We start from the raw sequence: 20,640 nt of genomic DNA on the forward strand, positions 1-20,640 counted from the left end.
CGGGAGTCTGTTTTGTTTTTCAACTCAAATAACAACATCCACCCAGAGTTACGAGGTGCGCAATGAGTGCAACTGCAACAACTGCACCGCAGAATAAATCTCTTGAGTGGCTTAACCGCTTACGCGCGAACCCCAAAATCCCTTTAATGGTGGCTGCGGCCGCCGCCGTGGCGATTGTTGTCGCTCTGGTTTTATGGGCTAAAAGCCCGGATTATCGCACCCTTTACAGCAATCTGTCCGACCAGGATGGCGGTGCTATTGTTACGCAACTGACCCAAATGAACGTGCCTTACCGTTTCTCCGACAATGGTGGAGCGCTTGAAGTCCCTGCGGATAAAGTGCACGAACTGCGTCTGCGTCTCGCCCAGCAGGGCCTGCCCAAAGGCGGCGCGGTGGGTTTTGAATTACTGGATCAAGAAAAATTCGGCATCAGCCAGTTCAGCGAGCAAGTGAACTACCAGCGTGCGCTGGAAGGTGAACTTGCACGCACTATTGAAACGCTCGGCCCGGTGAAAGGCGCTCGCGTACATCTCGCGATGCCAAAACCGTCGCTGTTCGTGCGCGAGCAGAAATCCCCTTCCGCTTCTGTCACCGTGAATTTACAGCCAGGACGCGCGCTGGACGATGGTCAAATCAGCGCCGTTGTGCATTTAGTTTCCAGCGCTGTCGCCGGTTTACCGCCGGGCAACGTCACGGTTGTCGATCAGAGCGGTCGTCTGCTGACGCAATCCGGCACCGCCGGTCGTGATTTGAATGATGCGCAACTGAAATATACCGCCGATGTTGAAGGCCGCATTCAGCGCCGTATCGAAGCGATTCTCGGCCCGATTGTCGGTAACGGCAATGTGCACGCTCAGGTTACTGCACAGCTCGACTTTGCGAACAAAGAGCAGACCGAAGAGCAGTATCGTCCGAATGGCGACGCCTCGCAGGCAGCGCTGCGCTCGCGTCAGGTTAATGAAAGCGAACAAATTGGCGGCCAGTATCCAGGCGGCGTGCCGGGTGCGCTCTCTAACCAACCGGCACCAGCAAATACCGCGCCAATCACCACGCCAGCGGCTAACCAGCAGAACGGTCAGCAGAATCAAAATGGTCAGCAAGGTCAAACGACGTCAACAGCCACAACGACGACCGGCCCGCGCAACACCACGCATAACGAAACATCAAACTACGAAGTCGATCGCACGATTCGCCACACCAAAATGAACGTGGGCGATATCCAGCGTCTGTCGGTGGCTGTGGTCGTTAACTACCGCACGCTGACCGATGGCAAAACGGCAGCGCTGACCGCCGATCAGTTAAAGCAGATCGAAGATTTAACGCGTGAAGCGATGGGTTACACCGAGAAGCGTGGCGATAGCCTGAACGTGGTTAACTCGCCGTTTAATGCAACGGACGATTTGGGTGGTCAACTCCCCTTCTGGCAGCAGCAGTCGTTTATCGATCAGTTGATGACCGCAGGCCGCTGGCTGCTGGTATTGATTGTCGCCTGGCTGCTGTGGCGTAAAGCGGTGCGTCCGCAAATCGTTCGCCGCCAGGAAGAAGCGAAAGCCGCACAAGAAGCTGCGCTGGCGCAGGCAGAAATCGAAGAATCCGTGGAAGTTCGCCTCAGCAAAGACGAACAGCTTCAGCAGCGCCGTTCTAATCAGCGCCTGAATGCGGAAGTCATGAGCCAGCGTATTCGCGAAATGTCAGATAACGATCCGCGCGTGGTGGCGCTGGTCATTCGCCAGTGGATGAGTAACGAACATGAGCAATAATCTTTCCGGAACGGACAAAAGCGTCATCCTGCTGATGACCATTGGCGAAGATCGCGCAGCAGAGGTGTTTAAACACCTCTCTGCCCGCGAAGTCCAGCACCTGAGTACGGCCATGGCCAGCGTTCGTCAGATCTCCAACAAACAGTTAATGGATGTATTGCAGGAGTTTGAAACCGAAGCAGAACAGTTCGCAGCGCTGAATATCAACGCCAACGATTACCTGCGTTCGGTCCTGGTAAAAGCACTCGGCGAAGAGCGCGCCTCCAGCCTGCTGGAAGATATTCTCGAAACCCGCGATACCACCAGCGGCATCGAAACGCTCAACTTTATGGAGCCGCAGAGTGCCGCCGACCTTATCCGCGACGAGCATCCGCAGATTATCGCAACCATCCTTGTGCATCTGAAGCGCTCGCAGGCAGCGGATATTCTTGCGCTGTTTGATGAACGTATGCGCCACGATGTAATGCTGCGTATCGCCACGTTCGGCGGCGTCCAGCCTGCCGCGCTGGCAGAACTGACCGAGGTGCTTAACAACCTGCTCGACGGTCAGAACCTCAAGCGCAGCAAAATGGGCGGCGTGAGAACCGCAGCCGAAATCATCAACCTGATGAAAACGCAGCAGGAAGAAGCGGTTATTACGGCGGTTCGCGAGTTCGACGGCGAACTGGCACAAAAAATTATCGACGAGATGTTCCTGTTCGAAAACCTGGTGGATGTGGACGACCGCAGTATCCAGCGCCTGTTGCAGGAAGTGGACTCGGAATCCCTGCTTATCGCCCTCAAAGGTGCCGAGCAGCCGCTGCGCGAGAAATTCCTGCGCAATATGTCCCAGCGTGCAGCGGATATCCTGCGCGACGACCTCGCCAACCGTGGCCCGGTACGTCTCTCGCAGGTGGAAAACGAACAGAAAGCCATCCTGCTTATTGTTCGTCGTCTGGCGGAAACCGGCGAAATGGTAATTGGCAGCGGCGAGGATACCTATGTCTAACGATATGCCGTGGAAGGTCTGGACGCCGGACGATTTAACCGTCCCGTTTGCTGCCGAGTTTGCGCCGCTGTTAACTCAGGAAGAACCCGCGCAAGACGAGGACGAAGACGAGATCTCTGAAGAGCAGCGCCAGCAGCAACATCTGGCGCAAATTCAGATGCAGGCGCACGAGGCTGGCTATAACGCGGGCCTCGCAGAAGGCCGTAAAGCAGGCCATGACCAGGGCTATCAGGAAGGACTGACGCAGGGCGTGGAGCAGGGTGTGAATCAGGCCCGCCAGCAGCAGGCTCCTCTCACCGCGCGCATGCAACAGTTAGTGAGCGAGTTTCAGAACACGCTGGATGCGCTCGACAGTGTTATCGCTTCCCGCCTGATGCAAATGGCGCTGGAAGCCGCGCGCCAGGTTATCGGCCAGACACCTGTTGTTGATAACAGCGCGCTTATCAAACAGATTCAGTTGTTGTTACAGCAAGAACCGCTGTTCAGCGGCAAACCGCAGCTGCGCGTTCACCCTGACGATTTACAGCGTGTGGAAGAGATGCTCGGCGCCACGCTGAGTTTACACGGCTGGCGTTTGCGCGGCGATCCGACCCTGCATCAGGGCGGGTGCAAAGTCTCTGCCGATGAAGGCGACCTTGATGCAAGCGTGGCCACGCGCTGGCAGGAACTGTGCCGCCTGGCGGCACCGGGGGTCGTTTAATGACCGCACGCTTAAACCGCTGGCTGACAACGCTTGATAATTTTGAAACACGGATGGCGCAACTGCCATCTGTTCGTCGTTATGGACGCCTGACCCGGGCTACCGGCCTGGTGCTGGAAGCCACCGGTCTGCAACTGCCGCTGGGCGCGACTTGTATCATCGAACGTCAGGATGGCGCAGAAACGCGTGAAGTGGAAAGTGAAGTCGTGGGTTTTAACGGCCAGCGCTTGTTTTTGATGCCGCTTGAAGAGGTGGAAGGCGTGTTACCTGGCGCGCGCGTTTATGCACGCGTGACGACCAGCGAAGGTTTACAGAGCGGCAAACAACTGCCGCTTGGCCCTGCCCTGCTTGGTCGCGTACTGGATGGCAGCGGTAAACCGCTCGATGGCCTGCCTTCACCCGACACAGGCGAAACTGGCGCATTGATCACCCAGCCCTTTAACCCGTTGCAGCGTACGCCGATTGAGCATGTGCTGGACACCGGCGTGCGTGCTATTAACGCGCTGTTAACCGTTGGCCGTGGGCAGCGTATGGGCCTGTTCGCCGGTTCCGGCGTGGGTAAAAGCGTGCTGTTGGGCATGATGGCCCGCTACACCCAGGCAGACGTTATCGTCGTTGGCTTAATCGGTGAGCGTGGTCGTGAGGTCAAAGATTTTATCGAGAACATCCTCGGTGCTGAAGGCCGCGCGCGTTCCGTCGTCATCGCGGCCCCGGCGGATGTCTCTCCTTTATTACGTATGCAGGGTGCGGCTTACGCCACGCGCATTGCTGAAGATTTCCGTGACCGTGGTCAGCACGTGCTGTTGATTATGGACTCCCTGACGCGCTATGCGATGGCGCAGCGTGAAATCGCGCTGGCTATCGGTGAACCGCCTGCAACCAAAGGCTATCCCCCTTCGGTCTTTGCCAAATTACCGGCGCTGGTGGAACGGGCGGGGAACGGTATCCACGGCGGCGGTTCGATCACCGCTTTTTATACCGTGCTGACCGAAGGTGATGATCAGCAGGACCCGATTGCTGACTCTGCGCGCGCCATTCTCGATGGGCATATCGTTCTGTCACGCAGACTGGCTGAAGCTGGCCACTATCCGGCCATTGATATCGAAGCCTCTATCAGCCGTGCGATGACCGCGCTCATCACTGAACAACATTACGCAAGAGTACGACATTTTAAACAGTTGCTGTCGAGCTTCCAGCGCAACCGTGATCTGGTGAGCGTTGGCGCTTATGCGCGCGGTAGCGACCCAATGCTGGATAAAGCCATCGCATTGTGGCCGCAACTTGAAGCGTTCTTACAGCAGGGCATTTTCGAACGGGCTGGTTGGGAAGATTCCATACAGGCATTAGAGCTTATCTTCCCGACAGCATAATGTAGCGGAGAGCTGACTTCATGACGCAAAACAGCGCATTAACGACGCTAAAAGATCTGGCTGAAAAAGAGGTGGACGACGCAGCGCTCAAACTGGGTGAAATGCGCCGGGGCTGCCAGCAAGCCGAAGAGCAACTCAAAATGCTGATTGATTATCAGCATGAGTATCGCAGCAATCTGAATAGCGATATGAGCCAGGGGATCGATAACCAGCGCTGGCAAAATTATCAGCAGTTTATTCAGACGCTGGAAAAAGCGATTGAACAACACCGTCAGCAGCTTGCGCAGTGGACCCAGAGAGTGGATGTGGCTTTGGGAAGCTGGCGGGAGAAAAAACAACGTTTACAGGCCTGGCTTACATTGCAGGACCGGCAAAACGCCGCAGCACTACTGGCGGAAAACCGCCTCGATCAGAAAAAAATGGATGAGTTTGCACAGCGAGCGTCCCTGAGGAAAAACCAATGATCACGTTGCAAAAACTGTTAGTGACAGAATCAGATGCAACCGCCGGCGCACAGACAGGTAAAGCGGGCGGCGATACGGCGCAGGACTTTCTGTCTCTGCTGGCGGGCGCGATGTCCGCCACGCCGGGCCAGCAGAGCGATGCTCCCCTCACCCTTGCCGATCTGCAGGCCGCGGTTTTAGGTGGCAAGCTGGAGAAAGGTAAACTTGCGGCGGTAACGGGCGAAGAAGCCCAGTCTCCGGCGCAGAAGCTGGCCGACTTGCTGGCGCGCCAGAGCGATAAAACCGCCATCGTGGCGGATGCTCAGGTCGCGACGGATGTGCAAAAAATCTTTTCCGGCCTGACGCCTGCGGCGAAAAGTGATGTGCTGGCGGCGCTAAGTAAAAACGCGCAGGCAGGTGAAGATAAAACCGAGCTTAGCGATGAAGACCTCGCCGGGCTGAGCGCGTTGATGGCAATGCTGCCGCACCAACAAGCTACGCAGCTTACTACCGGCGCGCAGCCGTCGCAAAGTGATGTTGCTGCCGCGGCCAGTCGTGCACTGAAAACGACGTCGCTGAATAATGCTGCGGGTGCCGATCTGCCACAGACGGCGGCAAAAAATGATAACGCCGCAGCAGGCAAGTTCGCCCTCGCCGATGACGGGCAGCAAAATGCGCCGCTGAGCGCCGCAGTCGCTGTGAAACAAGACGCTGACAACGCGCTGCAAACGACAAACACCACCGCCAGCATTGCGCCTGTGACCACAACAGTCAGCGCAGCGCAGAGCAGCGCACCGGTAGCAGCTCCTGTGGTGAGCGCCCCGCTGGGTAGCCATGAGTGGCAGCAGAATATCAGCCAGCACGTCACGCTCTTTACCCGCCAGGGTCAGCAGAGCGCCGAGCTGCGCCTGCACCCTGAAGATCTCGGCCAGGTGCAAATTTCTATCAAACTGGAAGATAACCAGGCGCAGCTGCATATGGTTTCTGCTCACAGCCATGTTCGCCAGGCGCTGGAAGCCGCGCTCCCCGTTCTGCGTACGCAGCTGGCGGAGAACGGTATTCAGTTAGGCCAGAGCAATATCAGTAGCGAAAGCTTCGCAGGCCAGCAACAGCAGCAATCTTCCCGGCAACAGCACGCATCACACTCCGGCGCCGACTCACTGTTTGGTGCCGATAATGACGACGCAGTCATCGCCCCCGCAAGTCTTCAGGCCGCCGCGCGCGGCAATGGCGCCGTCGACATCTTTGCCTAAACGCCAGAGGTAGCATGATTATCCCCGTCTTTTCCGCGCTTTGACGCGGACAGGACACGGGATAATCACCTCATAGGCAGTACTAACAGGAAGCACGTATCAGATGACTGACTCCGCTCTTAACAAAAAACGTAAGCGCTCTATCTGGATCCCGCTGTTGGTGTTAATCACCCTCGCGGCATGCGCTACAGCTGGCTACAGTTACTGGCGTATGCAACAGCACCCCACCACCAGCGCGAAAGCGGAGCTGCCTCCGCCGCCAGCCCCGGTATTCTTTGCTCTCGACACGTTTACCGTGAACCTGGGCGATGCCGATCGTGTGCTGTATGTGGGCATTACGCTGCGCCTGAAAGATGATGCGACGCGCGCCAGACTGAGTGAATACCTGCCGGAAGTGCGTAGCCGCCTGCTGTTGTTGTTCTCTCGCCAGGACGCAACGCAGCTTGCAACCAATGAAGGCAAGCAGAATCTCGCGACCGCGATTAAAGAAACGATCGCAACGCCGTTAGTGCCTTCGCTGCCGAAACAGGAAGTCACCGACGTTCTTTATACAGCTTTCATTTTGCGGTAAAGACATGGGCGATAGCATTCTTTCTCAGGCCGAAATCGATGCGCTGCTCAACGGAGACAGCGATAAGAGTGATGATCCGCAACCGGGCATGGGCGGCGATAACGATATTCGCCCCTATGATCCCAATACCCAGCGCCGCGTGGTGCGTGAGCGTCTGCAAGCGCTGGAGATAATCAACGAACGTTTTGCGCGCCAGTTTCGTATGGGGCTGTTTAACCTGCTGCGTCGTAGCCCGGATATTACCGTCGGCGCGATCCGCATCCAGCCGTATCATGAATTTGCGCGTAACTTACCGGTTCCGACCAACCTTAACCTTATCCACCTCAAGCCGCTGCGCGGCACCGGCCTGTTCGTTTTCTCGCCAAGCCTGGTGTTTATTGCCGTGGATAACTTGTTTGGTGGTGACGGGCGTTTCCCGACTAAAGTGGAAGGCCGTGAATTCACGCATACCGAACAGCGCGTGATTAACCGCATGCTGAAACTGGCGCTCGAAGCCTACAGCGATGCGTGGAAGGCCATCAACCCGCTGGATGTGGAATACGTGCGTTCTGAAATGCAGGTTAAGTTTACAAACATTACCACATCGCCAAACGATATCGTCGTTAACACCCCTTTTCATGTGGAAATCGGTACGTTGACGGGCGAGTTCAATATCTGTCTGCCCTTTAGCATGATAGAACCGCTGCGCGAAACGCTGGTCAACCCGCCGCTGGAAAACTCACGCACGGAAGATCAGAACTGGCGTGACAATCTGGTGCGCCAGGTGCAGCACTCAGAGCTGCAACTGATCGCTAATTTCGCGGATATTCCCCTGCGCCTGTCGCAGATACTTAAGCTGCAACCCGGCGATGTGCTGCCGATTGATAAACCCGATCGCATTATCGCTCATGTGGACGGCGTACCTGTGCTTACCAGCCAGTACGGTACGGTCAACGGACAATATGCGTTACGTGTTGAGCATCTGATAAACCCGATTTTGAATTCGCTGAATGAGGAACAGCCCAAATGAGTGATATGAACAATCCGTCCGATGAGAACAGCGGAGCAATGGACGATCTGTGGGCTGACGCGTTGAACGAACAAAAAACGACCACCAGCAATAAGAGCCCGGCGGATGCCGTGTTCCAGCAGCTTGGTGGTGGTGATGTCGGCGGCAATCTCCAGGATATCGACCTGATTATGGATATCCCGGTTAAGCTGACCGTTGAACTGGGTCGTACCCGCATGACCATCAAAGAGCTGCTGCGCCTGACGCAAGGTTCCGTGGTTGCGCTTGACGGTCTGGCGGGTGAACCGCTGGATATCCTGATCAACGGTTATTTGATTGCCCAGGGTGAAGTGGTGGTTGTCGCTGATAAATATGGCGTGCGTATCACCGATATTATCACCCCTTCCGAGCGTATGCGTCGTCTGAGCCGCTGAGTCTATGAAAACACAGGCTACGGTTAGCCACCCTTCCGCTATTCCCGGTTCGCCACTGCTGCAAGTCAGTGGCGCGCTGTTCGGCATCATCGCCGTTATCCTGATTGCCGCATGGCTGGCAAAACGCGTAGGTATTGGTGGTAAAACCGCCGGTGCGCGGGGATTAAAAGTGAGCGCCAGCGCAAGCGTCGGTACGCGCGAGCGCGTGGTGATTGTCGATGTGGAAGATGCACGCCTGGTGCTTGGCATTACGCCAAACACTATCAATTTGTTACACAAGCTTCCTCCCGCACCTGCGAACAGCGAAGACGTGAACGAGAAAAATGCAGACTTTCAGTCTGTGATGAAGAATTTGCTTAAGCGTTCCGGGAGATCCTGATGCGCCGCTTGTTATCCCTTGCGCTGGCCGGTCTGTGGCTGGCGTCGCCCTGTGCATTCGCGCAACTTCCAGGGCTGGTCAGCCAGCCGTTAGCGGGCGGCGGCCAGAGCTGGTCACTGCCGGTGCAGACGCTAGTATTTATCACCTCCCTCACCTTCCTGCCGGCAATTTTACTGATGATGACCAGCTTTACGCGCATCATCATTGTGTTTGGCCTGCTGCGAAACGCGCTGGGCACCCCTTCTGCTCCGCCAAACCAGGTGATGCTGGGGCTTGCGCTATTTCTCACCTTTTTCATTATGTCGCCGGTTATTGACAAGATTTATACCGACGCCTATCAGCCGTTTAGCGAAAGCAAGATTTCTGTGGATGTCGCGCTTGAGCGCGGCGCGCAGCCGCTGCGCGAATTTATGATGCGCCAGACCCGCGAAGCCGACCTTGCGCTGTTTGCCCGCCTGGCCAATAGCCCGCCTATCCAGGGGCCGGAAGCCGTGCCGATGCGCATTTTGCTGCCCGCGTATGTCACCAGCGAACTAAAAACCGCTTTCCAGATTGGTTTTACGATTTTCATCCCGTTCCTGATTATCGACCTGGTGATTGCCAGCGTGTTGATGGCGCTGGGGATGATGATGGTACCGCCTGCAACCATCGCCCTGCCGTTCAAACTGATGCTGTTTGTGCTGGTAGATGGCTGGCAGCTGCTTGTCGGCTCGCTGGCGCAAAGTTTTTACAGTTGAGGGTAAGAGATGACGCCAGAGTCGGTCATGATGATGGGCACCGAAGCGATGAAAGTGGCTCTCGCTCTCGCTGCCCCTCTGCTGCTGGTCGCCCTGATAACCGGGCTTGTTATTAGTATTTTGCAGGCGGCGACGCAAATCAACGAAATGACGCTCTCCTTTATCCCGAAAATTATCGCGGTATTTACCGCAATCGTGATTGCCGGGCCGTGGATGCTGAATTTATTGCTTGATTATATGCGTACCCTGTTCAGCAACATTCCTTATATTATCGGATAAGCAGGCTTATGCTGAGCGTCACCAGCGATCAATGGCTACAGTGGCTGACCATGTATTTCTGGCCGCTGCTGCGGGTGCTGGCCCTGATAATGACCGCGCCGATTCTTAGCGAATCACGCATTCCACGCCGGGTAAAACTGGGCCTCGGTGTCGTTATCACGATAGTTATCGCGCCGACACTGCCGGCAACCCAGGATGTGCCTATCGTTTCGATGGATGCATTATGGCTGGCGATGCAGCAGATCCTCATTGGCGTTGCGCTGGGGTTTACCATGCAATTCGCCTTTGCCACTATCCGTACCGCCGGTGAACTGATTGGCCTGCAGATGGGGCTGTCCTTCGCGACCTTTGTTGATCCGACAAGTCATCTTAATATGCCCGTCCTGGCCCGTATCCTGGATATGCTGGCGCTGCTGCTGTTCCTGACGTTTAACGGTCATTTGTGGTTAATATCAATGCTGGTGGATACCTTTCACACGTTACCCATTGGTGGGAACCCGGTGAACAGTAACGCGTATCTGGCGTTAACACGGGCGGCAGGCATGATATTTCTTAATGGATTGATGCTGGCATTACCGATTATTACGCTGCTGCTGACCGTTAATTTATCACTCGGTCTGCTGAACCGTATGGCTCCGCAATTATCAGTATTCGTAATCGGTTTTCCGGTCACACTCAGCGTTGGAATTTTGCTGATCGCGGCAATGATGCCCCTGCTCGCACCGTTCTGCGAGCGGTTATTCAGCGAATTATTCAACCTGTTAGCCGATATCGTCAGCGAGTTGCCGCAAACGACAAACCCTTAGCCGCCGTAATGTTTCCTTTGAGGATAATCCTAAAGTGAAAAACGTAAATCACCTGCAAGCATACACAGGACGCGGCTTATTTGTTTTTAACACTCTCACAGAACACAACATTTACTTTACTTTAAGATGTTTCCTGGCAAATTATACGTAACTTTACGGGATAGTGGGTTCGCCTGGAGTTTTCTTTATCCACTTCAGTTATATCAATATTTTTTCTGTAATGGCTTCTGAAGCTTCAGGCGGGTGGTGAATTATCGTTACGCATTGAGTGAGGGTATGCCATGTCGACGATTATTATGGATTTATGCAGTTATACCCGGTTGGGATTAACAGGGTATCTGACAAGTCGGGGGGTTAAAAAACGAGATATCAACGATATACAAACTGTTGATGAACTCGAAGCTGCTTGCAATACACTTCAGCCTTCAGTGGTATTTATCAACGAAGACTGTTTTATTCATGACCCATGCAGTAGTCAGCATATAAAGCAAGTTATTAATCAGCACCCCCGAACGCTATTTATTGTGTTTATGGCCATTGCCAATATTCACTTTGATGAATACCTTTTGGTTCGCAAAAACTTATTGATCAGTTCGAAGTCGATTAAACCAGAGTCTCTGGATAATATTCTGGGAGATTGTCTGAATAAAGAGAAAAAAAGTGCCAGCACGGTTAATTTACCGACGCTATCGCTGAGTCGTACCGAGTCCAGTATGCTGAAGATGTGGATGTCCGGGCAAGATACGATTCAAATTTCAGATCAGATGAATATTAAAGCCAAGACGGTATCATCACATAAGGGGAATATTAAAAGAAAAATAAAAACGCATAATAAACAAGTGATTTATCACGTCGTGCGTCTGACCGATAACGTCACCACAGGTATATTTGTTAATATGCGTTAAATAAACTGTTATTACTACACCCTCCCACGCAAGGAGGGCGGAATATCAGTCTGCTTTTTCTACAAATACGCCGTCCGGATGATCTTTTTCATTAAAGAACCAGATACCGAGCGGGTAATCTTCCAATGAAACCAGGTACATTGTACCTTCACTAAACGCTTCTACAGCCAACACCACACCCGGACGGCGAGGACCACCGTCCGTTTTAACTGTCACCCGATCGTTTACCTTCATCACTCCCTCCTCTCGTATTTACGCCATTTTAGAACAAATCCGTCGCTCTGGCAGTCTTCTGATGTTTAACAGCCGCATTTTTCTACCGACTATACTAAGCATTGGTATGGTGAATGAGGTGATGGCATGAATACTGAGAAAGAGTATAGCGAGACCGCGAAACGCGACGTCAATGTGGACGTTGATGCGCTACTGAAAGCGATCAATGAAATCAGCGAGAGCGAAATACAGCGCGTGGATGATGACGAAGGACAGCGCGTCAGTGTGGACGGTCGTGAGTATCACACCTGGCGAGAACTGGCTGAAGCATTCGAGTTGGATATACATGATTTCAGCGTCACTGAAGTGAATCGCTGAGAAAATATCCCGGCCGCCGGAAGCCGCCGGGATAAACTTGCTTACGCAAGAAGCACTTAAAAAATTCGTACACCAGGGAATCTGATGTACGACCACTTTAGCCTCAATAAATGATTCTGACAAGATTTATTAACAGAACTAATAATTAACAAATACAACTGTATTCCAGTGGATACAAAGTTTATAGGAGCCGCACATGCCGAGCCTGGACGACCCGTTACTGGTGTTTACCGATGTTGATGGCACATTATGCGACAGTCATACCGGCGAATGGCAAGCCGCAGCTGACTGGTTAACCCGTCTTCGCGAGCACCACGTTCCGGTTATCTTATGCAGCAGCAAAACCGCTGCGGAGATGATTGATTTGCAAAAAACGCTTGGACTACAGGGACTGCCATTTATTGCCGAGAACGGTGCGGTTATTCAACTGGATGAAAAATGGCAGGATGATGAAAACTACCCGCGTATCATCACCGGTTCTCCTCACGAGGAGATAGCCAACGTGCTGAGCCAGATGCGCCATAAAAACGGCTGGAAGTTCACCACATTTAGCGAGCTGGGCGAACATGTTCTGGCAGAACTGACCGGCCTGACGGCCACGCAGGCGGGACTGGCGCATTTGCAGGAAGCTTCAGAAACCCTTATCTGGCGTGACAGCGACAAGCAAATGGCTGCGTTTGATGCAGCGCTGGCGCAGCTTGGGCTTCGTTTTGTGCAGGGCGCGCGTTTCTGGCATGTGCTGGATGAGCGCGCGGGTAAAGATCAGGCGGTTAACTGGCTTACGCGGCGCTATCGCCATTACACCGGGAAACGCTATTCTACCCTTGGGCTGGGCGATGGCCCTAACGATGCGCCGCTGCTGGATAGCGTCGATTATGCCATTGTGGTTAAAGGCCTTAACCGCGAGGGCATTGTGCTTCGCAAAGATACGCCGGACAGAGTCTATCGCACGCAGCAGGAAGGCGCGGCGGGCTGGCGCGAAGGACTGGATCAGTTTTTTGCGGCGTCGTCCTCGTAACAGACCCGGTTTCGCCCCTGTTTTTTCGCCTGATACAGGCGGTGGTCGGCAACAGATTGCAGATGTTCGAAATCATAACTTCGCTGCTCCGGTGCGCCGCTGACCCCCAGCGACGCGCTGATACGAATAGTTTTATGCTTTTTGATAAGCATCTCTTTACTGTTAAGGCGCGAGCGTATGCGCTCCGCCACTTCCACCGCTTCCGCCAGCGGGCAATTTGGCAGCACAACACAAAATTCTTCCCCTCCTACGCGACCTGCAACATCATGCGCGCGGATCGCGTGGCTTATCACACCGGCCGTCATAGTGAGCACCAAATCCCCGATCTGATGGCCGTAGCGGTCATTGATATTTTTAAAATGATCGAGATCTAACTGAATAACGGATAACGGGAGTTGCTGACTACGGCACTGCTCCGAGAGCACCCGGGCACGCTCAAACAGCGAACGGCGGTTACATAACCGCGTCAGCGGGTCATACCACGCCTGCCATTGCAGCGTTTGCTGCATGCGCAGCATATTTTTTACCATCCGTCGGATAACTACCCATGCCAGAAACAGCATCGTGGTGAATAACAGCCACAGCAATAACAGTGCAATACTGATGCGGCCAAAATCATCCCGAATACCATCGTGCAAGACGTGTACCCGTAATAATGTGCCGTCAAAATGTTTGAGTTTCTGCCAGCTGATGAAACGCGTCCCCAGCCGTACTTCACCTTGCGGATCGCGCGCTATCTCTTTTTGCAGATACTGGCGCTGTTTAACGCTGAAGGTTTGCTCGGCGTTGCCCGCATCCAGGGTGGAGGTCAATAACGTAAACTGGCTATCATAGAGTTGATATTCGCCCTTATCCGCGACATGCCAGGCATCATGAATCACCTCGTTGATAACCGTCAGCGGAAAACTCATCACTAAGACACCATACCAGTATCCGCGCGCATCAAGCGGCAAACTGGCGGTAATAAAACTGTCCGCCTCACTGGGACGATGCGCCTGATCGGTAAACCAGCGCACACCACGCCTGGGGTTTTCGCGCTCGCTCTGCCCGAGAAACCACGGGCGCATCAGTAAATTGTAATAATTGGGCACAATCTCCTGCTCACCGTTCAGGGCGTGCGTTGCGACAAAAAAACCAGCGCGAGAAACATAATACGCACGCCGCGGCAGCATATCGGCATCGTCGGAGAGACGATACAAATAGCCAAGCTCCATCGCCGCTGTTAACTCATTTTGTAACAGCGGATTGTCGCGGTTAAGCGTCCCGCTTTCATTGACAAAATGATCGGAAACACCGTACAGGGGTAATGTGCGCCGGGCATCAAGCGTAATTTGCCACTGCGGCTGTGTGCGTACGCGCTCAAACTCGTGTTTAATATTGCGAAATACTTCAAACCCCAGAGGAATTTGCAGCGCCTGCTGCATGCCATTACGGAAAAATAGCAGCCTGTCGATACCCACCTGCATATGCTTTTCGAGCGCATTGCTGACGTTAACCAACAAGCTGCGCTGGCTGGAGATATACGCGCCTTCCAGTACGTTGACCTCTCGCCATGTCAGCACGGTAGAGCAGATTAAAACGACCACAAAGCACAGATTTACCACGCGGGAGGGTTCGAACCAGGCTTTTAACTTTCCAGACAGGCGATTTTTGTTCACAATCTTTTCCTGACAGGTGTTGTTATGCTTCCGGTCGGCCAATCATTGGTTCGGGAATGACAGACCATAAAAACGCCCGGCAATGCCGGGCGTTTTTATGGTTATACCTCTTCGACGCTCCTTTGCCTGTCGCCATGCATCAGTTCGTCTTCGCGAAAAGCTTCCCGTTTGACACCATAACCATCATACCAGCGGCACTCCACCATCCCGCTGGCATAACCGGTCACGATCATGCGCGGACCACCATTTTTAGGTTCAACTTCATCGCTGACCAAAAAGACCATTACTGCCTCCTTTATCAGGGCGAAACTGTTTCACCTTAGACGAAATTTATTCATTTTGCATAGTTTCTGCCGTGCGTTTTTTTCAATGTGCCTGGCCACGCAAGCGGGAAATTCCCTTCACCACGATAACCACCACAGCGCCAATAACCAGGCCCAGAAGCAGGTTTGCAAGCAAAGGTACCAGTATCTGTAGCACCGCATGCTGCCCGGCAGCGAAATGTTCAATAGCATGATGTAACGGCGCAAGACCATGTATCACAATGCCGCCGCCGACCAAAAACATTGCCAGTGTGCCGACGATACTCAACGCTTTCATAAGCCATGGCGCGAGGATGAGCAACCCTTTTCCTGCCCCTTGCGCCAGCAGGCTGCGTTTTTCAGCCAGCCAGTATCCCATATCATCAAGTTTGACGATGATTCCGACCAAACCATACACGCCGATGGTCACTAACAAGGCGATACCGGAAAGCACCAGCACCTGATTGAGCAGCGGCGCATCGGCAACAATGCCAAGCGTGATGGCAACAATCTCCGCCGATAAAATAAAATCGGTACGTACCGCGCCTTTGATTTTATCTTTCTCGAACTGTTGCGCGTCCTGTGTCGCCAGTGCTTCCAGGCGCTGCTGGCATGCCTGCGGGTCTTCTTTATTTTTGCGCGACTCGATGGTGTGCAGGACTTTTTCCACCCCTTCAAAGCACAAAAATGCCCCGCCAATCATCAGCAACGGCGTGATAGCCCAGGGGATAAAAGCGCTTATCAGTAGCGCCAGCGGAACGAGGATCACTTTGTTAAGCAACGAACCACGCGCCACGCCCCAGACCACGGGCAGTTCACGGTTAGCGCGAACGCCGGTCACCTGCTGCGCGTTCAGGGAGAGATCGTCGCCCAAAACGCCAGCGGTTTTTTTTGCCGCCAGTTTCCCCATGACGGAGATGTCGTCCAGTAACGTGGCGATATCGTCCAGTAAGGTCAATAAACTACTTCCTGCCAAGGTTCTCTTCCTTCTTCTGCATACGGCGCGGATTGCGCTGGGTGATACTGAGTATGAAATAAAAATCCGCCAACGAAAAAGTGCTGGCTGAAATCCACAAAAATTTAACACTCAACGCACGATTAAGCACTCGCCAGCTTAATCGTTTTCGCGTTAACTATAAGTCTTTTATATTTTCCCGCGAGGCAGTATGCGTTTCAGGCAAGTCTTACCCCTTATCGGTGCGCTTTTTGCGTTGTACATCATTTGGGGCTCCACCTATTTTGTTATCCGCATCGGGGTGGAAAGTTGGCCTCCCTTTATGATGGCCGGTATTCGTTTTTTAAGTGCTGGCACATTGCTGATGGCCTTTTTATTACTGACAGGGCATAAACTTCCCAGGCCGCGCCCTCTGCTAAACGCTGCGCTGATTGGCATACTGCTGCTGGCGGTGGGAAACGGTTTTGTGACGGTCGCTGAGCATCAAAACGTCCCTTCCGGTATTGCCGCCGTGGTCGTTGCCACGGTTCCGCTGTTCACGCTGTGCTTTAGTCACTTTTTTGGCATCAGGACGCGAAAACTTGAGTGGCTCGGTATCGCCATCGGTTTGATGGGTATTATTTTGCTCAATAGCGGCGGCAATTTAAGCGGCAATCCGTGGGGTGCAGTATTGATACTGATAGGTTCGATGAGTTGGGCATTTGGCTCAGTGTTTGGCGCGCGGGTGGAACTGCCGGATGGCATGATGGCTGGGGCCATCGAGATGCTCACGGCGGGTATTGTGCTGCTGGTCGCGTCAACGCTAACCGGTGAGCGGCTGACCGCCATGCCCCCTGCATCCGGCTTTCTGGCTGTCGGTTACCTTGCCCTGTTTGGCTCGATTATCGCCATCAATGCTTATATGTATCTGATCCGTAATGTCACCCCGGCAGTGGCAACCAGCTATGCGTATGTTAACCCGGTAGTTGCCGTTTTGTTGGGTACCGGCTTTGGCGGAGAACATCTCTCTTCTGTCGAATGGATTGCGCTGGGGATTATTATTATGGCGGTCGTGCTGGTGACGCTGGGTAAATATCTGCTGCCACAGCGCCAGGAAGACGCGACCTGCGAGACCAAAAAATAACCTACATGGCGTGAATGCCCTGCGTGTCGATCTGCGCGGTTTGCCCTCCCCCGCAGATCCACTCTTCCAGCCGCTCACACAATGCCTCGTCGCCAAGCTTTAGCTTTCCGCGCAGCGCGCACTCCCAGACAATCAACACGCGCCAGCCTTGCTCCAGCAAACGCGCCGTGTCGCGGGCATCACGCTCGACATTCTTGCCGATTTTTTCCAGCCAAAAATCCGTACGCGTCGCCGGGACTTTAAACAGATAGCACTGATGGTGATGCCAGAAGCAGCCATGGGTGAACACAACGCACCGATAGTCATCCAGAACAAAATCGGGACGCCCCGGCAAGCTCGCATCCTGTACGCGAAAGTCCAGTTCCAGCGATACCAGGCAGGCCGCCAGCCGTTTTTCGATCGCCGTATCCCGCGTCGCAATAGCACGCATATTTTTGCTGCGCGTGGCTTTATCATGAACATCCGCCATCACGTTTCTCTCTTAATGAACCTGGCTGGCAAAACGAGTAAGGATATCCTCATCCAGACGCTGAAAATCGCCGCGCAATTCAGCGCCAAGCTTGGCCATGAACTGTACGATAAAATCTGCATTCTGGTTCGCCAGTTCCCGCCCCTTCGCGGTTTGCATGCTGGCTGGAAGTTTAAGTAATTTGCAGCGGAAATGATCAAGGGCAAATGCCCTGTCATCAAGCTCCCGCTCTTCGGCAAACGGATCGTCGGCATCAAACAGCGCCGTTCCCAGCGATCCGGCCACGGCAAATACGCGTGCAAGGCCAATGGCGCCAAGTGACTCAAGCCTGTCGGCGTCCTGGACGATTTTGGCCTCCAGCGTCTGCGGCGCAATACCGCTGCTATAACTATGCGCCTCTATGGCATGGCGCACGGCCGCAATTTTACTCACAGGATAGGTCGGGAAATCCTGCGCCAGCACCGTAGCCGTTTTTTCTGCGGCTAATACCGACGACAGGTGGCGTTCAGGGTGGTTTTTCGCCAGCGAGACAATATCGTGGAAATAGCATGCGGTCAGGACAACCAGCTCATCGGCTTGCTCACCGTGCATCAGCGTCTGCGCTGTTTTCCATACCCGCCGAAAATGTGAAATATCATGAGCGATATCGCCATGATTAAAATGCTGTGTCATCCATGTGTCGAAGCGAGTTTGCCAGTCAACGGTATTCATGCTCTGTCCTGCATTTAAAAAAGAAACCATAACACCTTGCGCGCGATCAGGCATCAGGATCGACGGGCCGCGTGTACCACGCAATCGCGCCCAGAATAGTTCCAACCAAAACCAGGGCGAACACCACTGACAGCGCAGCGGCCCAGTTTTCAACACGGGCCCCGCTCTGCATAAGCGCCCACAAAGTATTTAACAGGCTCCAGACGAAATAGATGCAGAAAATCATGAACAACCACAGGGCCAGTCTACCGCCCAGGCTTCGAACAGCTTGATGTTGCATAATGCTACCTTTCGCATAGTCCTCACTGAAATGCATCCTGTCATTTCAATGTGACGGTGATTACCTTCACATTATATAGTTTAGGTATATTTTTTGTGGATATATTCACACTAATTATTTATTCGACAAAATTATGGTTGCAAAAAAACATCACCATCGAAGAATAATCACATCAGTAATTAATTCAGTAATAATCATTGCACAGACAAATAATCATTCTTATTGCTAAAGGCTATTTCATTTACGTCTTTTTTATGCGACCATCTTCACGTCATTATTATTTATCTTCTTAACCTCTACTTAGCCGTAAAACTTTTTGGCAACGCGATCCTGGCATTTTCTGCCAGGATTTTTTTTTGCGCCGTGAATATGCATTCACCATAAAAATTTAATGCACCAAACCATCCAGATTATGATTATATATTAATAACCATTACACAACCGGCAAACTATCACACCAAAAAATACGTTTAAATCACTAGATTGCATAGGTTTTTTATTGTCATTCACTTGCAAAATACCTTTAGTCAAAAGAAATAATTTGAAATATTTAATATAATATAGTTACATCTTTATGCGTAAATAAATTGAACTAAATAGAATACTATCTTTTCGCGACATTATTTTAATCGTCGCCAATAACATATTCATATAAATGATGATAGCAAAGGAATAAATAATGAAAAGAAAGGCACTGGCCATTATTATCCCGGCATTAATGGCTGCCGGAACTGTACAGGCAGCTGAAATTTATAATAACAACGGTAATAAGGTCGACCTGTACGGGAAAATAGTCGGCGAACGCGTCTGGAGTGATGCCGACAAGCACAACAGGGATAATGTGGATGCTACCTACGCACGTTTCGGCGTTAAGGGTCAAACGCAAATCACCGACGTGCTGACGGGCTACGGTCATTTTGAGCATAACCTGAGCGCAGATGTCCCCGACGAAACCCAGTCACAATCGACGCGTCTGGCCTATGCGGGCCTGAAGATGGCGCAGATCGGTTCCTTTGATTACGGGCGCAGCTACGGCGCACCTTATAATGTGGGAGCGTTTACCGATATGCTGGTCAAGTGGGGCGGCGACTCCTGGGTTGCCACCGACAACTTTATGACCAAGCGCAGTAACGGTCTTGCGACCTGGCGTAATACGGATTTCTTCGGCGCGGTTGAAGGTCTGGATTTTGCCGTGCAGTACCAGGGTAAGAACGAAAATAGTAAGCGTAATAAAATGAAGTCAAACGGCGATGGTTACAGCACAGCGGCCACCTGGGCTGTCGACGGATTTAAGTTCGGCGCGACCTATGCCAACTCCGATCGCACCGATGCACAAAGCAGTGACCATCAGGGTAAGAAAGCTGAGCTGTGGGCTGTTGGCGCTAAATATGATGCTAACCAGGTTTACGTCGCGGTAACCTACGGCGAAAGCCATAACCTCACGCGTGAAAACGACGGTCAGTTTGCCAACAAAACGCAAAACATCGAAGCCGTTGTTCAGTATCAGTTCGAGTCCGGGTTGCGCCCTTCTCTGGGTTATGTCTATTCAAAAGGAAAAGATTTGCAGGCGCGTGGCACCTTTACCGGTGGCGACGCGGTGCGGGTTAACTACATCGAAGCCGGTAGCTGGTACTACTTTAATAAAAATATGAACGTCTATGCTGCGTATAAATTCAACCTGCTGCGTGAGACAGATTATGTTGTCAGCACGAAATTGAATGCAGGCGATGAATTCGCCTTAGGTATTGTTTACCAGTTCTGATAACCGCGTCACTGATAAAGCCCGTGCAATACGTAATGCCGATCAGTTAAGGATCGGTTGACCGATCCTTAAACTACGGCACTATAACGGCTTCCACTACAGGGAGCCGTTTTCTTATGCCACTTCTCAACGACCTGCTTGATTTCCATGACCATCCA

25 protein-coding genes are annotated in these 20,640 nt (G+C 52.8%); 18 read left to right on the top strand and 7 right to left on the bottom strand.

The window, feature by feature from the left end; genetic code table 11:
• The first annotated feature begins 62 nt into the window (after positions 1-62).
• The 14 genes from fliF to rcsA all read left to right on the top strand — a co-directional run bounded on the left by fliF (position 63) and on the right by rcsA (position 11,613).
• The gene (fliF, locus tag ACTU3N_RS15970; protein WP_443087104.1) at positions 63-1,760 is read left to right on the top strand and encodes a flagellar basal-body MS-ring/collar protein FliF; all 1,698 of its coding nucleotides are present in this window, start codon (positions 63-65) and stop codon (positions 1,758-1,760) included.
• Positions 1,750-2,748 carry a flagellar motor switch protein FliG gene (gene fliG / locus ACTU3N_RS15975; RefSeq protein ID WP_443087105.1) on the top strand — a complete coding sequence of 333 codons (999 nt, stop codon included), beginning with the start codon at positions 1,750-1,752 and terminating at the stop codon, positions 2,746-2,748. Before fliF ends, fliG begins: the two co-directional genes overlap by 11 nt.
• The gene (gene fliH, locus ACTU3N_RS15980) at positions 2,741-3,448 is read left to right on the top strand and encodes a flagellar assembly protein FliH (RefSeq protein ID WP_443087106.1); all 708 of its coding nucleotides are present in this window, start codon (positions 2,741-2,743) and stop codon (positions 3,446-3,448) included. Before fliG ends, fliH begins: the two co-directional genes overlap by 8 nt.
• Positions 3,448-4,818 (top strand): flagellar protein export ATPase FliI, encoded by a 1,371-nt coding sequence (gene fliI, locus ACTU3N_RS15985; RefSeq protein ID WP_443087107.1) that lies wholly within the window; start codon positions 3,448-3,450, stop codon positions 4,816-4,818. The genes fliH and fliI overlap by 1 nt, the downstream gene beginning before the upstream one ends.
• A 20-nt stretch (positions 4,819-4,838) precedes the next feature.
• On the top strand, positions 4,839-5,282 hold the full coding sequence (gene fliJ / locus ACTU3N_RS15990) for a flagellar export protein FliJ (RefSeq protein ID WP_443087108.1): 444 nt from the start codon (positions 4,839-4,841) through the stop codon (positions 5,280-5,282).
• Entirely contained in the window at positions 5,279-6,514 is a 1,236-nt protein-coding gene (fliK, locus tag ACTU3N_RS15995) for a flagellar hook length control protein FliK (protein ID WP_443087109.1), read from the top strand. Before fliJ ends, fliK begins: the two co-directional genes overlap by 4 nt.
• A gap of 103 nt (positions 6,515-6,617) precedes the next feature.
• Positions 6,618-7,085 (top strand): flagellar basal body-associated protein FliL, encoded by a 468-nt coding sequence (gene fliL / locus ACTU3N_RS16000; protein ID WP_443087110.1) that lies wholly within the window; start codon positions 6,618-6,620, stop codon positions 7,083-7,085.
• Positions 7,086-7,089: 4 nt separating this feature from the next.
• On the top strand, positions 7,090-8,094 hold the full coding sequence (gene fliM, locus ACTU3N_RS16005; RefSeq protein WP_443087111.1) for a flagellar motor switch protein FliM: 1,005 nt from the start codon (positions 7,090-7,092) through the stop codon (positions 8,092-8,094).
• Complete coding sequence (gene fliN / locus ACTU3N_RS16010; protein WP_443087112.1) at positions 8,091-8,507, top strand: flagellar motor switch protein FliN; 417 nt, start codon at positions 8,091-8,093, stop codon at positions 8,505-8,507. Before fliM ends, fliN begins: the two co-directional genes overlap by 4 nt.
• Positions 8,508-8,511: 4 nt before the next feature.
• Complete coding sequence (fliO, locus tag ACTU3N_RS16015; protein ID WP_443087113.1) at positions 8,512-8,886, top strand: flagellar biosynthetic protein FliO; 375 nt, start codon at positions 8,512-8,514, stop codon at positions 8,884-8,886.
• Positions 8,886-9,623, top strand: coding sequence for a flagellar type III secretion system pore protein FliP (gene fliP, locus ACTU3N_RS16020; protein ID WP_443087114.1), 738 nt, complete (start codon positions 8,886-8,888; stop codon positions 9,621-9,623). The genes fliO and fliP overlap by 1 nt, the downstream gene beginning before the upstream one ends.
• 9 nt (positions 9,624-9,632) lie before the next feature.
• Positions 9,633-9,902, top strand: a complete 270-nt coding sequence (fliQ, locus tag ACTU3N_RS16025; protein WP_443087115.1) for a flagellar biosynthesis protein FliQ — start codon at positions 9,633-9,635, stop codon at positions 9,900-9,902.
• An 8-nt stretch (positions 9,903-9,910) separates the two neighbouring features.
• Positions 9,911-10,708, top strand: a complete 798-nt coding sequence (gene fliR, locus ACTU3N_RS16030) for a flagellar biosynthetic protein FliR (protein ID WP_443087116.1) — start codon at positions 9,911-9,913, stop codon at positions 10,706-10,708.
• 281 nt (positions 10,709-10,989) lie between these two features.
• A complete protein-coding gene (gene rcsA, locus ACTU3N_RS16035) occupies positions 10,990-11,613 on the top strand; it encodes a transcriptional regulator RcsA (RefSeq protein WP_443087117.1) in 624 nt (207 codons plus the stop codon).
• A gap of 45 nt (positions 11,614-11,658) precedes the next feature.
• On the opposite strand, the gene dsrB is transcribed toward rcsA, so the two are convergent.
• A complete protein-coding gene (gene dsrB, locus ACTU3N_RS16040; RefSeq protein WP_443087118.1) occupies positions 11,659-11,847 on the bottom strand; it encodes a protein DsrB in 189 nt (62 codons plus the stop codon).
• Between the two features lie 126 nt (positions 11,848-11,973).
• Here dsrB and yodD point away from each other — a divergent pair, with 126 nt between their 5' ends.
• Positions 11,974-12,204 carry a YodD family peroxide/acid resistance protein gene (gene yodD, locus ACTU3N_RS16045; RefSeq protein WP_443087119.1) on the top strand — a complete coding sequence of 77 codons (231 nt, stop codon included), beginning with the start codon at positions 11,974-11,976 and terminating at the stop codon, positions 12,202-12,204.
• 196 nt (positions 12,205-12,400) lie between these two features.
• Entirely contained in the window at positions 12,401-13,222 is an 822-nt protein-coding gene (locus tag ACTU3N_RS16050) for a mannosyl-3-phosphoglycerate phosphatase-related protein (protein ID WP_443087120.1), read from the top strand.
• On the opposite strand, the gene dgcQ is transcribed toward ACTU3N_RS16050, so the two are convergent.
• From dgcQ to ACTU3N_RS16065, 3 genes are all read right to left on the bottom strand, one after another.
• Complete coding sequence (gene dgcQ, locus ACTU3N_RS16055) at positions 13,195-14,880, bottom strand: cellulose biosynthesis regulator diguanylate cyclase DgcQ (protein WP_443087121.1); 1,686 nt, start codon at positions 14,878-14,880, stop codon at positions 13,195-13,197. The genes ACTU3N_RS16050 and dgcQ overlap by 28 nt on opposite strands.
• Positions 14,881-14,981: 101 nt before the next feature.
• Positions 14,982-15,164, bottom strand: coding sequence for a YodC family protein (locus tag ACTU3N_RS16060; protein WP_443087122.1), 183 nt, complete (start codon positions 15,162-15,164; stop codon positions 14,982-14,984).
• A gap of 82 nt (positions 15,165-15,246) precedes the next feature.
• Positions 15,247-16,158, bottom strand: a complete 912-nt coding sequence (locus tag ACTU3N_RS16065; RefSeq protein WP_443087123.1) for a DUF808 family protein — start codon at positions 16,156-16,158, stop codon at positions 15,247-15,249.
• Between the two features lie 190 nt (positions 16,159-16,348).
• Between ACTU3N_RS16065 and yedA the strand changes: the two genes are divergently transcribed.
• Positions 16,349-17,260, top strand: a complete 912-nt coding sequence (gene yedA, locus ACTU3N_RS16070; RefSeq protein ID WP_443087124.1) for a drug/metabolite exporter YedA — start codon at positions 16,349-16,351, stop codon at positions 17,258-17,260.
• 1 nt (position 17,261) lies between these two features.
• On the opposite strand, the gene ACTU3N_RS16075 is transcribed toward yedA, so the two are convergent.
• The 3 genes from ACTU3N_RS16075 to drpB are packed head-to-tail and all read right to left on the bottom strand — an operon-like array spanning position 17,262 to position 18,720.
• Positions 17,262-17,729: a very short patch repair endonuclease gene (locus ACTU3N_RS16075; protein WP_443087125.1), complete on the bottom strand. Its 468-nt coding sequence runs from the start codon at positions 17,727-17,729 to the stop codon at positions 17,262-17,264.
• A gap of 12 nt (positions 17,730-17,741) precedes the next feature.
• Positions 17,742-18,440, bottom strand: a complete 699-nt coding sequence (locus tag ACTU3N_RS16080) for a phosphohydrolase (protein ID WP_443087126.1) — start codon at positions 18,438-18,440, stop codon at positions 17,742-17,744.
• A gap of 46 nt (positions 18,441-18,486) precedes the next feature.
• Positions 18,487-18,720 carry a cell division protein DrpB gene (gene drpB, locus ACTU3N_RS16085; RefSeq protein WP_443087127.1) on the bottom strand — a complete coding sequence of 78 codons (234 nt, stop codon included), beginning with the start codon at positions 18,718-18,720 and terminating at the stop codon, positions 18,487-18,489.
• Positions 18,721-19,399: 679 nt separating this feature from the next.
• On the opposite strand from drpB, the gene ACTU3N_RS16090 reads away from it, so the two are divergent.
• Complete coding sequence (locus ACTU3N_RS16090; protein ID WP_443087128.1) at positions 19,400-20,482, top strand: porin; 1,083 nt, start codon at positions 19,400-19,402, stop codon at positions 20,480-20,482.
• Positions 20,483-20,640 lie beyond the last annotated feature (158 nt).

The organism is Vagococcus sp. WN89Y (assembly GCF_052220145.1).
Taxonomy (GTDB): Bacteria; Pseudomonadota; Gammaproteobacteria; order Enterobacterales; family Enterobacteriaceae; genus Kosakonia.

What these genes read in the sequence shown, in the direction of transcription:
- ACTU3N_RS16050 (WP_443087120.1), top strand. Translation starts at nt 12,401, where the DNA reads ATGCCGAGCCTGGACGACCCGTTACTGGTGTTTACCGATGTTGATGGC.
- fliL (WP_443087110.1), top strand. Translation starts at nt 6,618, where the DNA reads ATGACTGACTCCGCTCTTAACAAAAAACGTAAGCGCTCTATCTGGATC.
- fliN (WP_443087112.1), top strand. Translation starts at nt 8,091, where the DNA reads ATGAGTGATATGAACAATCCGTCCGATGAGAACAGCGGAGCAATGGAC.
- fliO (WP_443087113.1), top strand. Translation starts at nt 8,512, where the DNA reads ATGAAAACACAGGCTACGGTTAGCCACCCTTCCGCTATTCCCGGTTCG.
- fliH (WP_443087106.1), top strand. Translation starts at nt 2,741, where the DNA reads ATGTCTAACGATATGCCGTGGAAGGTCTGGACGCCGGACGATTTAACC.
- ACTU3N_RS16060 (WP_443087122.1), bottom strand. Translation starts at nt 15,164, where the DNA reads ATGGTCTTTTTGGTCAGCGATGAAGTTGAACCTAAAAATGGTGGTCCG.
- fliJ (WP_443087108.1), top strand. Translation starts at nt 4,839, where the DNA reads ATGACGCAAAACAGCGCATTAACGACGCTAAAAGATCTGGCTGAAAAA.
- ACTU3N_RS16080 (WP_443087126.1), bottom strand. Translation starts at nt 18,440, where the DNA reads ATGAATACCGTTGACTGGCAAACTCGCTTCGACACATGGATGACACAG.
- dsrB (WP_443087118.1), bottom strand. Translation starts at nt 11,847, where the DNA reads ATGAAGGTAAACGATCGGGTGACAGTTAAAACGGACGGTGGTCCTCGC.
- drpB (WP_443087127.1), bottom strand. Translation starts at nt 18,720, where the DNA reads ATGCAACATCAAGCTGTTCGAAGCCTGGGCGGTAGACTGGCCCTGTGG.
- yedA (WP_443087124.1), top strand. Translation starts at nt 16,349, where the DNA reads ATGCGTTTCAGGCAAGTCTTACCCCTTATCGGTGCGCTTTTTGCGTTG.
- fliQ (WP_443087115.1), top strand. Translation starts at nt 9,633, where the DNA reads ATGACGCCAGAGTCGGTCATGATGATGGGCACCGAAGCGATGAAAGTG.
- fliG (WP_443087105.1), top strand. Translation starts at nt 1,750, where the DNA reads ATGAGCAATAATCTTTCCGGAACGGACAAAAGCGTCATCCTGCTGATG.
- fliK (WP_443087109.1), top strand. Translation starts at nt 5,279, where the DNA reads ATGATCACGTTGCAAAAACTGTTAGTGACAGAATCAGATGCAACCGCC.
- fliP (WP_443087114.1), top strand. Translation starts at nt 8,886, where the DNA reads ATGCGCCGCTTGTTATCCCTTGCGCTGGCCGGTCTGTGGCTGGCGTCG.
- fliF (WP_443087104.1), top strand. Translation starts at nt 63, where the DNA reads ATGAGTGCAACTGCAACAACTGCACCGCAGAATAAATCTCTTGAGTGG.
- fliR (WP_443087116.1), top strand. Translation starts at nt 9,911, where the DNA reads ATGCTGAGCGTCACCAGCGATCAATGGCTACAGTGGCTGACCATGTAT.
- rcsA (WP_443087117.1), top strand. Translation starts at nt 10,990, where the DNA reads ATGTCGACGATTATTATGGATTTATGCAGTTATACCCGGTTGGGATTA.
- ACTU3N_RS16090 (WP_443087128.1), top strand. Translation starts at nt 19,400, where the DNA reads ATGAAAAGAAAGGCACTGGCCATTATTATCCCGGCATTAATGGCTGCC.
- fliI (WP_443087107.1), top strand. Translation starts at nt 3,448, where the DNA reads ATGACCGCACGCTTAAACCGCTGGCTGACAACGCTTGATAATTTTGAA.
- ACTU3N_RS16075 (WP_443087125.1), bottom strand. Translation starts at nt 17,729, where the DNA reads ATGGCGGATGTTCATGATAAAGCCACGCGCAGCAAAAATATGCGTGCT.
- fliM (WP_443087111.1), top strand. Translation starts at nt 7,090, where the DNA reads ATGGGCGATAGCATTCTTTCTCAGGCCGAAATCGATGCGCTGCTCAAC.
- yodD (WP_443087119.1), top strand. Translation starts at nt 11,974, where the DNA reads ATGAATACTGAGAAAGAGTATAGCGAGACCGCGAAACGCGACGTCAAT.